The sequence below is a fragment of the Haemophilus sp. SZY H53 genome (assembly GCF_054332375.1).
Window position 1 is genome coordinate 204,467 of sequence record NZ_JBTGNV010000002.1, and the last position, 14,641, is coordinate 219,107.

Consider the following 14,641-nt stretch of genomic DNA (forward strand, 5'->3'; position numbering starts at 1 on the left):
CCGCACTTTAGCAATAAAGTGCGGTTTATATTTAATCAATCTAAGGATTTAAAATGTCAAACAACGTAACTAAAGATAATTTAACTGTCAATTTCAGTACTGACTGGTTTACTCATAATATCCCTCCCCTATCCTATATTTTTGAACAATTTACTCCTCAAAGAATCTTAGAAATTGGTTCATTTGAAGGGCGTTCAACGCATTTTTTTACTGAGGAAATGCTTAAATACCATAATGAAATAGAGATTCATTGTATTGATTCTTGGGAAGGTGGATTAGAGCATCAAGGAAAGTGGGATATGAGTTCTATTGAGCAATCTTTCAATGAGAATATTCAAACATTAATGATTTATGCCAAACGATGCGGAAAATCCCTTAATATTATCAAACATAAGGGATATTCCCATACTAAAATGATTGAACTATTAGCAAAAGGCGAAGCTGGAAAATTTGATTTTATCTATGTAGATGGTTCTCATGAAGCTCCAGATGTACTATTTGATGCTATTTTAGCCCATAAATTAGTAAAAAATAATGGTATTATTGCTTTTGATGACTATTTATGGAGCCCAGAAGAAAATGGCAAACAAAACTACTACCACCTAGTAAAACCTGCTGTCGATGCTTACGTCAATATCTATCAGCAAAAACTCCATGTTTTACAGATGTTACCCGTTTATCAACTTTATATACAAAAACTATCAGATTAACTAATTAAAAATATAATAAGCCTGTGTAATCAGGCTTATTCGTATTCATCTAACCATTTCAACAAAATCGCTTCCAGAATACTCTCATTAGATTTCATTGGATCATCATCAAAACCGTCTAGTTCACAAATCCACTGATGCAAATCCGTGAAACGTACCGTTTTAGGATCTAAATCTGGATTACGATCATACAGCTCTTCTGCGATAAGTTGGGCATCAGTCCATTTCATTAGTGAGCCGCCTCATTCGCATGGTTAATATTATATTTAGGGATTTCCACCACTAAATCTTCATCCCCCACGACACATTGGCAAGAAAGGCGGCTATCCATTTCTAAACCCCATGCTTTATCTAACATATCTTCTTCTTGATCGCTCGCTTCATTTAATGAATCAAACCCTTCACGAATAACCACATGGCACGTTGTACAAGCACAAGAACCATCGCAAGCGTGATGAATTTCCACACCCGCATTATGTGCCACTTCTAATAAGTTGTCGCCTGCTGCTGCATCAACCACCATACCCTCTGGGCAGAATTCTTCATTTGGTAAAAAAATCACTTTTGGCATATTACTTTCCTCAATATAAAAAACTCGTTAATTTATAACCGCACTTTATTGTTCAATATCTGATACAGATTTACCTGTCAGCGCTTGATTAATGGATTTATTCATTCGTCTTGCCGCAAATTCTTGAGTCGCGATATCAAGGGCTTTGATTCCCTGGACGATAGCATGACGATCTGTTCCTTCTTTTACATCCATTAATTGTTTCAATGTATTTTCAATTTGGCGGAATTCAGCTTCGGTTAATAAGTCTGCCCCATCTTGCTGTAAGGCCACAATCACGCTTTCAATCACACGATCAGCCTCAACACGTTGCTCGGCTAATTCACGGGCTTGCATATCATCTTGTGCATTATCAAAAGAGGCTTTAATCATTGCCGTTACTTCTTCATCCGTTAAACCATAAGAAGGCTTAATTTGAATCGATGCTTGGACTTTTGTGGATTTTTCCATGGCGGTTACACTTAATAAGCCATCCGCATCCACTTGATAAGTCACTCGAATATGAGCCGCGCCTGCCACCATTGGCGGAATACCACGCAACGTAAAACGACCTAAAGAACGGCAATCATCCACTAACTCACGCTCCCCTTGTACCACATGTACCGTCATTGCAGTTTGACCATCTTTAAAGGTAGTAAATTCTTGCGCGCGAGCCACTGGAATCGTGGTGTTACGTGGAATAATTTTCTCCACTAAACCACCCATGGTTTCAATACCTAAAGAAAGCGGCACAACATCGAGTAACAACATATCGCTGTCATTTTTGTTGCCCACTAAAATATCTGCTTGGATAGCCGCACCTAAGGCAACTACTTTATCTGGGTCGATAGAGGTTAATGGGGTTTTACCAAAGAATTCGCCTACTTGTTCACGTACGTAAGGCACGCGAGTTGAGCCTCCAACCATAACCACTTCCTGTACGTCTTCAGCTTCAACATGCGCATCTTTCAATGCTCGACGGCAGGTTAATAAAGAACGTTTTACCAATGAGTGGATTAATTCATTGAATTGCTCACGACTTAACTCACCTTCAAATCCTCGCCAAGAAATGACCGCACTTTGCTCACTCGTTAAAGCAATTTTAGTCTGGGTCGCTAAGCTTAAAAGCTCACGCTGCTCATTTACATTTTGTGGTTGAATACCTGCTTGCTCAACAATCCAATCGGCAATTAAATGGTCAAAATCATCACCACCTAAAGCGGTATCCCCACCTGTTGCTAAAACTTCAAATACACCTTTAGACAAGCGTAAAATTGAGATATCAAAGGTACCGCCACCTAAGTCATAAACAGCAATGACACCTTCTTTTCCGCTATCTAAGCCATAAGCCACTGCTGCAGCAGTGGGTTCATTTAATAAACGTAATACATTTAACCCTGCAAGACGTGCCGCATCTTTTGTACTTTGGCGTTGAGCATCATCAAAATAGGCAGGTACGGTAATCACCACGCCAGAAAGCTCACCTGCAAGTCGTTGTTCTGCAATATGATTTAAACGAGATAAAATATCCGCAGAGACTTCAATTGGGCTTTTTTTACCTTGATGTGTCACCAATAATGGCAACCCATTTTCACTTGCCACAAACTCATAGGGTAAATTGGTATAACGAGATTGCACATCATCAAGGCTACGTCCAATCAGCCGTTTCACAGAAATAATCGTATTTTTAGGATCAATTGCAGCTTTTGCAAATGCTTCTGTACCAACAAGTTTTTCATTTTCACCATAGTAGACGACTGAAGGCACAAGGCTTCTGTCTTGTTCATCATTCAAAATGGTGGCTTGACCGCTACGCACTGCGGCAACTAAAGAGTTTGTTGTACCTAAATCAATCCCTACCGCAAGACGATGTTGATGTGGTGCAGCCGTTTGTCCTGGCTCTGCAATTTGGAGTAATGCCATATCTCTTTTTATCTCTAATAATTAATTCGTTAAGGGCTCGTTATGCCACTGAATAAGCTTGTGCAAATTTATCTTGTTCAGTGAAACTTGCGTTGTAATGGGTTTCAATGTTGACTTCGCGTCGTTCACGCTGATTAATATCAGTCGTCTTATCTTCTGAAAGCTCTGGTGTAAAAACAATCATGTGGTTACCATCGAGTTGTTTTACATCTTCTTGCCAATTTTGCCAAAATAGATTTTGGTAAAATGCTTCAATGTCACCATTTAATGCCCAAGCTAAGAAATCCGTATAGGTAAAATTTAAATCATGCCAAGTTAAATCTTTTGGCGAAAAATAATAAATCTTGCCAAGATTAGAACCTAAAGAGCCACCATTTAAAGCAAAATAACCACCAATGACATCGTCCGCAACAAGCAAATATTTTGGTTTATCACCTGATTGATTAAAGGATTTGCTGAAATTCCAGTCCATTAATCCACGTGGTAATTTAAAACTGCCTGACCCCAATATACGCAACCAACCATGATGGATTAAAATGCCGCCAGTTTCATAAATGACCGCTCCCATTGGAGAAGAAGTGGGCATTTGCATGGTGAAAAGCTCACGTTCTGCGCTAGATTGATCTTTTTTAATCACATCACAATGATTACGAGCATGCTCAATCCATTGGGAAATGGTTCCCCAAGCAGATTTTGAGGCATCAGTCAGTTGTTCTAAAGTTTGCATAATCGAGTTTCATTAGTATGAGGGCCGCTGCCCATTTATCAATAGCGAAAAGGGCGTATTAAACGCCCTCAAGATTATAATTCAAATAGACGTTCTTCTACTTGGCTAATTTCATCCGCCAATTTTTTTAGAAAACGTAATTTATCACAGAACTGTGCAGCAGTTGACCATTGTTGCTCATTTAGCTGAGCTTCAAGTGCGGTCAACATTTCTTTTGTTTCTTTTTTAACGCGTTTCGCAAAGGATTCTAATGCATTTTCATCCTGGCTTTGCTCAATATTTTCGAGCTCTTCTCGCCATTCTAATTGCTGCATTAGGAATGCCATATCTTGTGTGCTCTTTTGTTCTAAATCCTGTGCTTCTCCCGTATTTAATGCAATAATTGCTTCCGAACGTAAAATTGGGTCTTTCAAGGTTTTTAATGCATCATTAACTTCTGTTGATTTTTGCATTGCAATGCGTTGTTCTTGTGCATCTGCCGTAACAAAATTATCCGGATGCAAACTCTTTTGAAGCACTAAATAGCGTTCAGACAAAAGCGATTGATCAACATTGAAAGCAACGGGCAAATCAAAAATAGCAAAAGGATTTGTCATCTTTATTCCTTAAACATGGAAACTTTCACCACATCCACATGATTCTTTCACATTTGGATTGTTATATTTAAAGCCTTCGTTCAAGCCTTCTTTGACATAATCTAGCTCAATGCCATCTAAATAAACCAAGCTTTTTGGATCGACTACCACTTTCACGCCATGCTGCTCAAAAACAAGATCGTCATCATTGAGCACATCAACGAATTCAAGCACATAACCTAAACCCGAACAACCTGATGTTTTTACACCTAAGCGTAAACCGATGCCTTTTCCACGATTTTCAAGAAAAGTACGAACTCGTTGTGCCGCTTTTTCAGTGAGTGTTATAGACATATTCTGATCCTTAAATTGATAAAGTGCGGTCATTTTCAACCGCACTTTGATTACTTACCTTGTTTATTTTTGTAGTCAGCAATGGCGGCTTTAATTGCGTCTTCTGCTAAGATTGAGCAGTGAACTTTTACCGGTGGTAATTCAAGTTCTTCCGCAATTTGGCTGTTTTTGATTGCACCTGCTTCATCTAAAGATTTACCTTTCACCCATTCGGTAATTAAAGAACTTGATGCAATCGCAGAGCCACAACCATAAGTTTTAAATTTCGCATCTTCAATAATGCCACTATCATTTACTTTGATTTGTAACTGCATAACATCACCACAAGCCGGTGCGCCAACCATACCCGTTCCTACTGAATTATCTTTTTTGTCCATTGAACCAACATTGCGTGGATTTTCGTAATGATCGATAACTTTTTCGCTGTATGCCATATTCTTTTCCTTTCCTAAATAAGTTGCTATCAAGCGGTCAAGCCGCCTTGAAAATTAGTGGGCTGCCCACTCAATAGTGTTTAAATCAATACCTTCTTTGAACATATCCCAAAGTGGCGATAATTCACGAAGTTTTGCTACTGCATTACGTGTTAAATTAATGGTGTAATCAATTTCTTCTTCCGTTGTCCAACGACCAAGTGTGAAACGAATTGAGCTATGTGCTAATTCATCATTACGACCTAATGCACGTAATACATAAGATGGTTCTAAACTTGCTGAAGTACAAGCCGAACCAGAAGAAACTGCCACATCACGTAATGCCATCATCAATGATTCACCTTCAACATAGTTAAAGCTGATGTTCAAATTATTTGCTACACGGTGATCCATTGAACCATTTACATAGGTTTCTTCAATTTCTTTTAAGCCATTATATAAACGATCGCGTAAAGCTCTAATACGAGGAATCTCTGTCGCCATTTCTTCTTTTGCAATACGATAAGCTTCACCCATACCAACAATTTGGTGTACAGGTAATGTACCAGAACGCATACCACGCTCGTGACCACCACCATGGATAATTGCTTCTAAACGAACGCGAGGTTTACGACAAACATATAATGCCCCGATACCTTTTGGTCCGTACAATTTGTGACTAGACATTGACATCAAATCAACCGGTAACTCAGCAAGATTAATTTCTACTTTACCGACACTTTGGGTCGCATCTACGTGGAAAATCGTTTTATTTGCACGGCAAAGCTCACCAATTGCTTTAATATCCTGGATAACGCCAATCTCATTATTCACGTGCATAATTGACACAAGAATCGTATCTGGACGTAATGCAGCTTTGAATTTCTCAAGATCGATTAAACCATCTGCTTCTGGATCTAAATAGGTGACTTCAAAGCCTTCACGCTCTAATTGACGACAAGTATCTAATACGGCTTTATGCTCCGTTTTACTGGTGATAATGTGCTTACCTTTTGTTTGATAAAAGTGCGCTGCACCTTTAATTGCAAGGTTATCTGCTTCTGTTGCGCCAGAAGTAAACACGATCTCACGTGAGTCTGCGCCAATCAAATCCGCAATTTGATTACGTGCAATATCAACCGCTTCTTCAGCTTGCCAGCCAAATTTATGTGAACGAGATGCTGGATTACCGAATACACCATCAATGGTTAAATACTCCATCATTTTTTTAGCCACACGTTCATCAACTGGACATGTTGCTGCATAATCTAAATAAATTGGTAATTTCATTTTCACTCCTAAATAACTATCAAAAATGCCACCATTTTGACCGCACTTTGATCTACTTTCCTATTATTGGTTGACTACAACCAAATCATCAAAATCTTTGTGAGCTTTATGTTTTCCTGTTTTTTTCTCAACAAGCTCAGCTAATGAGATCTCATCTAAAAAATCAGAAATACGATCACTTAATTCTTGCCATAAAGTATGAGTCAAACATTCTACTCCACCTTTGCAATTTCCTTTGCCAAGGCATCTTGTGACATTAATATTCTCATTGACGGCAGAAATCACCATACCAATAGATATTTGATCAAGTGGTAAAGCTAAACAATAGCCGCCTCCAGGACCTCTAACGCTCTTTACTAATCCACCTCTTCGTAATTTTGCAAATAGCTGCTCAAGATAAGAAAGTGAAATATTTTGACGTTCCGAAATATCCGCTAAACAAACTGGCGTAGACCCTGCATGTAATGCGATATCTAAAATCGCAGTAACTGCATATCGCCCTTTAGATGTAAGTTTCATAAAATATTCCTATTAATCATCATTTGGGCAGTTTACATATCTGACTGTAATAGTCAACTTTGCCCTTTTTCCAAATTGACGCGTTTTTCAACGGCACTTAGCATCCCATGCAAAATATTCAATTCATTTTTCTCCAAAAAGGAACGATTATAAAGCCGTCTCAATTTTTGCATAACCCCTTGATTTTGAATGAAACCAAGTGATTTATATACCCGTTCTGTATGCGTTAAAAAATACTCTATCTCTTGCGTTGTGGGATAGATATTTTCTATTGTAGAAAGAGTATTTTCCGTTTTACCTTTTGCTAAAAATGCCATTCGCATTTCATAACTGACTAACTGAACAGCCATCGCTAAATTTAGCGAAGAATATTCAGGATTAGCGGGAATATTTAAATGATAATGACACTTAAGTAATTCTTCATTTGTAAGCCCAACACGCTCACGACCAAACACAATCGCTACCTGACCTTGATGAGCACAGGCTTTATCAGCACATTCTCTTGGTTCAATCAACGTACTCTGTAGATGGCGTAATCTCGCACTGGTACCGATCACTAAGGAGCAATCTTCTATTGCTTGCTCAAAAGTATCAACAATTTTAGCATTTTGCAAAACGTCATCTGCCCCAGCTGCTAATGCGATAGATTGTTCATCTACTGATTTTGGCGACACCAAATAAAGATTGGATAATCCCATCGTTTTCATTGCACGCGCAGCTGAACCGATGTTTCCGCTATGTGATGTTTCAACTAGAACAATACGAATATTTTGTAACATTTTATGTCCGACTTAAATTTGTGGATATTCTAACATAATAACCGTTAAATATAGTCAAGAATTTAAAAAATATTTGATTTTTTCCTTAATTTATTGGAAATAATAAGATAGATGAGATTTTTAATGGTGGGCTGTGAGAGATTCGAACTCTCGACCGACGGATTAAGAGTCCGCTGCTCTACCAACTGAGCTAACAACCCAACCTGTTAAATAATGATATGAGAAATGGTGGGTCGTGAAGGATTCGAACCTTCGACCAACGGATTAAAAGTCCGCTGCTCTACCGACTGAGCTAACGACCCGTGATACTGCTATGGCTTTGTATGTTACAGATTTTATTTTTGGATGCAAGAAAAATCTGAAGAAATCATACCAACTGCACGAACACTCACCAATAGCAGGATATATTTTTTACAAAAAAAGGAGAGTGAATTTCTCTCCTTTTCTAAGAATGAAAATTCCCTAAAAATTAATATGCTAACACTGCACGACGGTTTTTAGAGTATGCTGCTTCATCATGACCTAACACTGCAGGTTTTTCTTCACCGTAAGAAACAGTTGATACTTTACCCGCATCAACACCTTTACCAGCTAAGAAACCTTTAACTGCATCAGCACGGCGTTGACCTAAAGCAATGTTGTACTCAGGAGTACCACGTTCATCGGTGTTACCTTCAACAACTACTTTAGAAGCTGGAGTTGCATTTAAGTATGCAGCGTGAGCATCTAAGATTTGAACGTATTCACCTTCGATGTTGAATTTGTCGAAACCAAAATAAACGGTGTTATAACGTTGTTGAAGATCTTCAACAGAGTAACCACCGAAAGTTTGGCCGTTGTTGTTAGCACCGTTGCCTGCTGCATCGTTGTTTGATGAGCTACATGCTGCTAATGCAGCTACTGAACCAGCAACTAATAATGATTTAACAAATTTGTTCATTAGATTTCTCCTCAATGAGTTCTTTTATTTAGTCAAATATGGCGACCAAGCTGGAAATTTCACTTGGCCATTACTTCCTGGAAGACTCGCTTTAAAGCGACCATCTGCAGAAACTAATTGTAACACCTTTCCTAGCCCTTGTGTAGAGCTGTAAATAATCATGATACCGTTAGGAGAAATACTTGGGCTTTCACCTAAGAAAGATGTACTTAATACTTCAGAGCTACCGCTGGTGAGATCTTGTTTTACCACATTATTATTACCGTTGATCATCACAAGTGTTTTACCATCACTACTGATTTGCGCACTACCGCGACCGCCAACTGGTGATGCACCACCACCGCTTGCGCTCATACGATAAACTTGTGGTGAACCGCTTCTATCTGAAGTAAAGAGAATTGAGCTACCATCTGGAGACCATGATGGTTCTGTATTATTACCCGCACCGCGAGTTAATTGAGTCGGTGTACCACCATTTGAGCCCATTACATAAATGTTTAATAAACCATCTTGTGAAGAAGCAAACGCAAGTTTAGAACCGTCTGGAGAGAACGCTGGTGCACCGTTATGACCAGGGAAAGAAGCAACCACTTTACGAGAACCAGAACCTAGGTCTTGTACAACAAGTTGTGATTTTTTATTCTCAAAAGATACGTAAGCTAAACGTTTACCATCTGGAGACCATGCTGGAGACATAATTGGCTGTGAGCTACGATTGACGATGAATTGATTGTAACCATCGTAATCTGCTACACGAACTTCATAAGGTTGTGATCCACCATTTTTTTGCACTACATAAGCAATACGCGTTCTGAATGCACCACGAATACCAGTTAATTTTTCAAATACTTCATCACTCACAGTGTGCGCACCGTAACGCAACCATTTATTAGTCACGGTATAGCTATTTTGTGCAAGTACGGATCCTGGCGTACCTGATGCGCCCACAGTATCAACTAACTGATAAGAAATGTTATAACCACTACCCGTTGAAGTCACTTGACCTACAACAACAGCATCAATACCTAAAGCTGTCCAAGCCTCTGGTTTCACTTCTGCTGCAGTTGTTGGTTGTTGTGGCATTTGGCTTACTGGAATTGGGTTAAATTTACCACTATTACGTAAGTCATCCGCAACAATTTGACCAATATTTTCAGGTGCAGAACCTGCGAAAGGAACAACTGCGATAGGACGAGCCCCATCTACCCCTTCATCAATCACAATTCGAACTTCATCTTCTGCCATTGCTGTGCTTACAAATGCAAACATCATCACAAATAGCCCGATAACACGTTTGATCAATTTCATTTAATCACCTTATTTTAACGTTGTTACTTTCTTAAAACCGATTATCGAGCATTGATATCAAAATCGATAGTCGGCGCTTTGTATTTTTCATACACTGCATCAGATGGTGCCGCTGGAACTTTTTTCGTTCTTGCCACCGCACTTAATGCTGCAGTACAAATATCATCAGGTCCTGAGACACGTTGGTAGCCTAAAATAGTACCATCTCGGCCAAGCTGGATTTTAATACTACAAACTTTACCAGCAAAACTAGGATCTTTTAAGAAACGACGTTGAATTTCACGTTTAATTACACCTGCATATTGGTCACCGACCTTGCCACCGTCTCCAGCCCCAAGTCCCGCACCACTACCTTGTGTACCGCCTTTATTCGCATTACCACCTTTAGATGCGCTACCACCACCGATGTCACCACCGTTCATGAAATCATCTAAAGCTGCTTGATCCGCTTTACGTTTTGCTGCATCTGCTTTGGCCTTCGCTTTAGCTTCTGCATCCGCTTTCGCTTTTGCTTCTGCCTCTGCTTTCGCTTTGGCATCGGCCTCAGCTTTCGCTTTCGCCTTGGCGTCTGCTTCAGCTTTTGCCTTAGCGTCTGCTTCAGCTTTTGCCTTAGCGTCTGCTTCAGCTTTTGCCTTGGCTTTTGCTTCAGCCTCTGCCTTCGCTTTCGCCTCAGCCTTGGCTTTAGCATCTGCTTCTGCTTTTTCTTTCGCTTTTTGAGCTTCAGCTTGTGCCTTCGCTTTTGCCTCTTCTTCAGCTTGCTTAGCGGCTGCTGCTAAACGTTTCGCCTCAGCTTCCGCTTTCAACTTCGCTGCCTCTGCAGCTTGTTTTGCTTTTGCTTCTTCAGCTTGTTTCTGTTTTTCTAACGCCTCTTGACGAGCAAGCTCTTGCTGCTGTTTTTGCTTTTGCTTTTCAATTTCTTGCTGCTTTTGTTTTTCAAGTTCTTTTTGACGTTGAATTTCCTGCTGACGCTTAATCTCTTCTTGTTTCGCAATTTCTTGCTGATTTGGTTCAGGTTCAGGCTCTGGTTTTTTCTCTTCAACTACAGGCTCAGGTTTCTTCTGTTTATCAGTTTGACCTTTTTTCTGTTGTTGAATACGTCCCCATTCCTGTGCTGCGCTGCCAGTATCGACCATAACAGCTCCCATGGCATCACCTTCACCTTCTCCACCACCCATTATTTCAACGGTTTGATAAAGAGAGCTCCAAATCAACAAACCAAACAATGCAAGGTGCATCGCAATAGAGATGACAAACTCATTTGCACGTTTTTTTCGTCGATTATTCTGCACGGTTTTACCTACTTATTCTTAAATTGGGTTGGTCATTAAACCCACAGACTTAATGCCGGCAAGATGTAGTAAATTCAGTGCTTTAATCACTTCTTCATAAGGTACATCTTTTGCTCCGCCCACTAAGAACATTGTGTTATTGTCTTTATCAAATTCTTGTTTTGATAATTGGGTTACCATTTCTTCGTTAAGGCCTTCTTGGCGTTGACCACCAATCGAAATCGAATACTGCCCAATACCTGCTACTTCTAAAATAACCGGTGTTTTATCTTCATTTGATACATTTTGACTTTGCACCGAGTCAGGGAGTTCCACTTGAACGCTCTGACTGATAATCGGCGCGGTTGCCATAAAAATTAACACTAAAACTAAAAGAACATCGAGAAATGGCACGATATTAATTTCAGATTTAATGTCTTTACGCTGACGACGAGCCATAATTTCCTCTAAAACTTCGCTAAAATCCACCGCACTTTTCGTTTTATTTATGAAGTGCGGTCAATTTTTTATTTATTTTTAATGGGGCGCTTTACCAAAAGCTTGACGATGTAAAATTGTGGTGAATTCATCAATGAAGTTACCATAATTTTGTTCAATCGCATTTACACGTAAGCTTAAACGGTTATACGCCATTACAGCTGGAATTGCCGCAAACAAACCGATCGCTGTTGCGATCAAGGCTTCTGCGATACCTGGAGCAACCATTTGTAATGTTGCTTGTTTCGCACCACTTAATGCCATAAATGCGTGCATGATCCCCCAAACGGTACCAAATAAACCGATATATGGACTTACAGAAGCCACTGTTGCTAAGAAAGGTACTCGACTTTCAAGGGATTCTACTTCACGATTCATCGCAAGGTTCATTGCACGAGTCGTACCTTTGATAATTGCTTCTGGCGCATCTGCATTCACTTGTTTTAAGCGAGAGAATTCTTTAAAGCCGACAAAGAAAATTTGTTCGCTACCTGTTAATACCTCACGACGATTAGATAAACCATCATAAAGTTTATTTAAATCTTCACCAGACCAGAAACGATCTTCAAAAGTGTTCGCTTCTTTTAACGCACTCGTCAAAATACGGCTACGTTGAATGATGATTGCCCAAGAAATAATTGAGAACGAAATTAAGATCACAATTACAAGTTGAACAACGATACTCGCTTTTAGAAAAAGATCTAAAAAGTTCAATTCTGCAGTCATTGCATACTCCGAAAAGTTATTTACTTTAAAAATGCCGCTTTTAATTCTTCAGGAATTGCGACAGGTTTCATTTTGCCTAGATCAACACAGGCTACCTTAACAGTAGCCTTTGATAACATCACCGTATCACGAACTAACCGCTGTTCAAAGAGGATTGTCGCCCCTTTCACTACCGTTATTTCAGTTTCGACAATAAGATAATCATCCAATTTTGCTGGAATACAATAGTCAATAGACATGGTTTTGACCACAAAAGCTAATTGTTGTTCCTGCAATAATGATTGTTGAGAAAAATTAAGCGTTCTTAAATATTCAGTTCGCGCACGTTCAAAAAAATGTAAGTAACGTGCGTGATACACTACTCCACCAGCATCCGTGTCCTCATAATAAACACGAACAGGAAAGGTAAAACATTGGTTATTCAAAATAATGCTCAAATTATCAGCCATAACAAGCCGCTTATTTTAGAACCTGTTCATAAGATGTGCAAGATCCAAATAATAATATTTGTCTATCGCTCCTATAAAAACCAATGCTGAACAATGGCAATTATTGTGGTGAAATAACCAATAAAGGGCAAGAAAACAAGCTGCCATATTGCCCGACGAATATCAAATCCAATCCCGTGAATCCATAAATTAATCAATCCCCAAAAGATTGCAAGTATCCAAGCAGGATGAGCGGTTCGAAGTGCGGTTGAAAATTGACTTAAATTTAAAAAGAAAGCCGCAGTTAAAAATAACGCTAAAATAAATGAAAGGGTCCGCAAGGAACCCTTATTACTTAATTGATAGAGTGAATAAATCATCATTACTCGTCAAATTTACCTGACGTTTCTTTACTAATGGTTAATTTAGCACTCACCATAACTGCAGCCAACACACCCACTACCCAAATTACATATAACATATTGTTTCTCCTTAGTATAATGAGTTTTTGTTGTCTTCAACAAAGTTTTCATCCAAGCGACCAAACATTTTGTAGTATGACCAAATGGTATAAAGCAATGAGATGGTAACAAATACTAATGCCAAGTAGAACATTAAGGTTAATGTTAATTCACTTGACGTTGCATCCCACATTAACAAACTTTGTTCAGGGTGAGTACTTGAAGGCATTACAAATGGGAACATTGATACTGCCGCAGTAATAATTACACCCGCCATTGTTAATACAGAGAAGAAGAACGCAAAACCACAACGATTTGCTTTAGATGCAACCACATTCAATAATGCACCAACCACAGCTAATACAGGGAATGCCCATAAAGCTGGATTTTCATTGAAGTTTCTAAACCATGCTCCAACTTCAACAACTACCTCTTTACCAGAGGTCGGCGCAGATGCAGCAAAGTGATCAATAGTGCTCGTCACCACATAACCATCTTTGAAAGAAAGCCATAACCCTGCCAATACAAAAGTAATTAATGTGACTAATGCACCGATTTGTGTAATTGCTCTTGCACGATCACGCAATGCTGAAGTGGTTTTCATTTGTAACCAGTTCGCACCGTGAGTGACTAACATTGCAAGACTTAACACACCACAAAGTAATGCGAATGGGTTTAATAATGCAAAGAAAGAACCCGTATAAGTTGCTTGGGAAAGCTCATTTAATTCAAATGGTACACCCTGTAATAAATTACCAAATGCCACACCGAATACTAATGCAGGTACAAAACCGCCCGCAAATAAGCCCCAATCCCACACAGCACGCCATGTTGGATTATCAATTTTTGCACGATATTCAAAACCAATTGGACGGAAGAATAACGCGGCTAATACAAGGAATAAGGCAATATAGAAGCCTGAAAACGCTACAGAATAAACAATCGGCCATGCCGCGAAGATTGCACCACCAGCAGTTAATAACCAAACTTGGTTACCATCCCAGTGTGGAGCAATAGAGTTAATCATAATACGTCTTTCTACTTCTTTCTTACCTGCTACGGGTAAAAGTGCGGTCACGCCCATATCGAATCCATCTGTTACAGAGAAACCGATAAGCAATACAACAACTAGCACCCACCAAATAATACGTAGAATTTCATAATCAAGCATA

19 protein-coding genes and 2 tRNA genes are annotated in these 14,641 nt (G+C 39.3%); 1 reads left to right on the forward strand and 20 read right to left on the reverse strand.

Features of this window, described 5'->3' with window-relative positions:
• Positions 1 to 53 precede the first annotated feature (53 nt).
• The gene (locus ACXVWB_RS03130) at positions 54 to 710 is read left to right on the forward strand and encodes a class I SAM-dependent methyltransferase (protein ID WP_289901339.1); all 657 of its coding nucleotides are present in this window, start codon (positions 54 to 56) and stop codon (positions 708 to 710) included.
• 35 nt (positions 711 to 745) lie between these two features.
• Here ACXVWB_RS03130 and iscX read toward each other — a convergent pair whose 3' ends face one another.
• The 20 genes from iscX to cydB all read right to left on the reverse strand — a co-directional run bounded on the left by iscX (position 746) and on the right by cydB (position 14,640).
• Positions 746 to 940, reverse strand: a complete 195-nt coding sequence (gene iscX / locus ACXVWB_RS03135) for a Fe-S cluster assembly protein IscX (RefSeq protein WP_289901340.1) — start codon at positions 938 to 940, stop codon at positions 746 to 748.
• A complete protein-coding gene (gene fdx / locus ACXVWB_RS03140) occupies positions 940 to 1,281 on the reverse strand; it encodes an ISC system 2Fe-2S type ferredoxin (RefSeq protein ID WP_005696659.1) in 342 nt (113 codons plus the stop codon). The genes iscX and fdx overlap by 1 nt, the downstream gene beginning before the upstream one ends.
• A gap of 45 nt (positions 1,282 to 1,326) precedes the next feature.
• Positions 1,327 to 3,183: a Fe-S protein assembly chaperone HscA gene (gene hscA, locus ACXVWB_RS03145; RefSeq protein ID WP_289901341.1), complete on the reverse strand. Its 1,857-nt coding sequence runs from the start codon at positions 3,181 to 3,183 to the stop codon at positions 1,327 to 1,329.
• 40 nt (positions 3,184 to 3,223) lie between these two features.
• A complete protein-coding gene (locus tag ACXVWB_RS03150) occupies positions 3,224 to 3,910 on the reverse strand; it encodes a DUF2625 domain-containing protein (protein ID WP_049374440.1) in 687 nt (228 codons plus the stop codon).
• Positions 3,911 to 3,984: 74 nt separating this feature from the next.
• Entirely contained in the window at positions 3,985 to 4,506 is a 522-nt protein-coding gene (hscB, locus tag ACXVWB_RS03155; protein ID WP_289901342.1) for a Fe-S protein assembly co-chaperone HscB, read from the reverse strand.
• 9 nt (positions 4,507 to 4,515) lie between these two features.
• Positions 4,516 to 4,839: an iron-sulfur cluster assembly protein IscA gene (gene iscA / locus ACXVWB_RS03160; RefSeq protein ID WP_032822628.1), complete on the reverse strand. Its 324-nt coding sequence runs from the start codon at positions 4,837 to 4,839 to the stop codon at positions 4,516 to 4,518.
• A 50-nt stretch (positions 4,840 to 4,889) separates the two neighbouring features.
• The gene (iscU, locus tag ACXVWB_RS03165) at positions 4,890 to 5,273 is read right to left on the reverse strand and encodes a Fe-S cluster assembly scaffold IscU (RefSeq protein ID WP_005696665.1); all 384 of its coding nucleotides are present in this window, start codon (positions 5,271 to 5,273) and stop codon (positions 4,890 to 4,892) included.
• A 54-nt stretch (positions 5,274 to 5,327) separates the two neighbouring features.
• Positions 5,328 to 6,542: an IscS subfamily cysteine desulfurase gene (locus ACXVWB_RS03170; RefSeq protein ID WP_128787631.1), complete on the reverse strand. Its 1,215-nt coding sequence runs from the start codon at positions 6,540 to 6,542 to the stop codon at positions 5,328 to 5,330.
• 63 nt (positions 6,543 to 6,605) lie between these two features.
• Complete coding sequence (gene iscR, locus ACXVWB_RS03175; RefSeq protein WP_128787632.1) at positions 6,606 to 7,061, reverse strand: Fe-S cluster assembly transcriptional regulator IscR; 456 nt, start codon at positions 7,059 to 7,061, stop codon at positions 6,606 to 6,608.
• Between the two features lie 53 nt (positions 7,062 to 7,114).
• Complete coding sequence (trmJ, locus tag ACXVWB_RS03180; RefSeq protein ID WP_128787633.1) at positions 7,115 to 7,840, reverse strand: tRNA (cytosine(32)/uridine(32)-2'-O)-methyltransferase TrmJ; 726 nt, start codon at positions 7,838 to 7,840, stop codon at positions 7,115 to 7,117.
• 124 nt (positions 7,841 to 7,964) lie between these two features.
• Positions 7,965 to 8,040, reverse strand: a tRNA-Lys gene (locus ACXVWB_RS03185).
• Between the two features lie 26 nt (positions 8,041 to 8,066).
• Positions 8,067 to 8,142: transfer RNA gene (locus tag ACXVWB_RS03190), tRNA-Lys, on the reverse strand.
• 167 nt (positions 8,143 to 8,309) lie between these two features.
• A complete protein-coding gene (gene pal / locus ACXVWB_RS03195) occupies positions 8,310 to 8,780 on the reverse strand; it encodes a peptidoglycan-associated lipoprotein Pal (protein ID WP_014064916.1) in 471 nt (156 codons plus the stop codon).
• Between the two features lie 24 nt (positions 8,781 to 8,804).
• Positions 8,805 to 10,088 (reverse strand): Tol-Pal system beta propeller repeat protein TolB, encoded by a 1,284-nt coding sequence (gene tolB, locus ACXVWB_RS03200; RefSeq protein WP_128787635.1) that lies wholly within the window; start codon positions 10,086 to 10,088, stop codon positions 8,805 to 8,807.
• A gap of 41 nt (positions 10,089 to 10,129) precedes the next feature.
• Positions 10,130 to 11,377 carry a cell envelope integrity protein TolA gene (gene tolA, locus ACXVWB_RS03205; RefSeq protein WP_128787636.1) on the reverse strand — a complete coding sequence of 416 codons (1,248 nt, stop codon included), beginning with the start codon at positions 11,375 to 11,377 and terminating at the stop codon, positions 10,130 to 10,132.
• 18 nt (positions 11,378 to 11,395) lie between these two features.
• Positions 11,396 to 11,815 (reverse strand): colicin uptake protein TolR, encoded by a 420-nt coding sequence (tolR, locus tag ACXVWB_RS03210; RefSeq protein WP_014064913.1) that lies wholly within the window; start codon positions 11,813 to 11,815, stop codon positions 11,396 to 11,398.
• A 78-nt stretch (positions 11,816 to 11,893) separates the two neighbouring features.
• The gene (gene tolQ / locus ACXVWB_RS03215) at positions 11,894 to 12,580 is read right to left on the reverse strand and encodes a protein TolQ (RefSeq protein ID WP_049356471.1); all 687 of its coding nucleotides are present in this window, start codon (positions 12,578 to 12,580) and stop codon (positions 11,894 to 11,896) included.
• A 20-nt stretch (positions 12,581 to 12,600) separates the two neighbouring features.
• On the reverse strand, positions 12,601 to 13,029 hold the full coding sequence (ybgC, locus tag ACXVWB_RS03220; RefSeq protein ID WP_225852609.1) for a tol-pal system-associated acyl-CoA thioesterase: 429 nt from the start codon (positions 13,027 to 13,029) through the stop codon (positions 12,601 to 12,603).
• 71 nt (positions 13,030 to 13,100) lie between these two features.
• Entirely contained in the window at positions 13,101 to 13,388 is a 288-nt protein-coding gene (ybgE, locus tag ACXVWB_RS03225) for a cyd operon protein YbgE (RefSeq protein ID WP_128788031.1), read from the reverse strand.
• Positions 13,389 to 13,500: 112 nt separating this feature from the next.
• On the reverse strand, positions 13,501 to 14,640 hold the full coding sequence (cydB, locus tag ACXVWB_RS03230; RefSeq protein ID WP_289901343.1) for a cytochrome d ubiquinol oxidase subunit II: 1,140 nt from the start codon (positions 14,638 to 14,640) through the stop codon (positions 13,501 to 13,503).
• Between the last annotated feature and the right edge of the window lies 1 nt (position 14,641).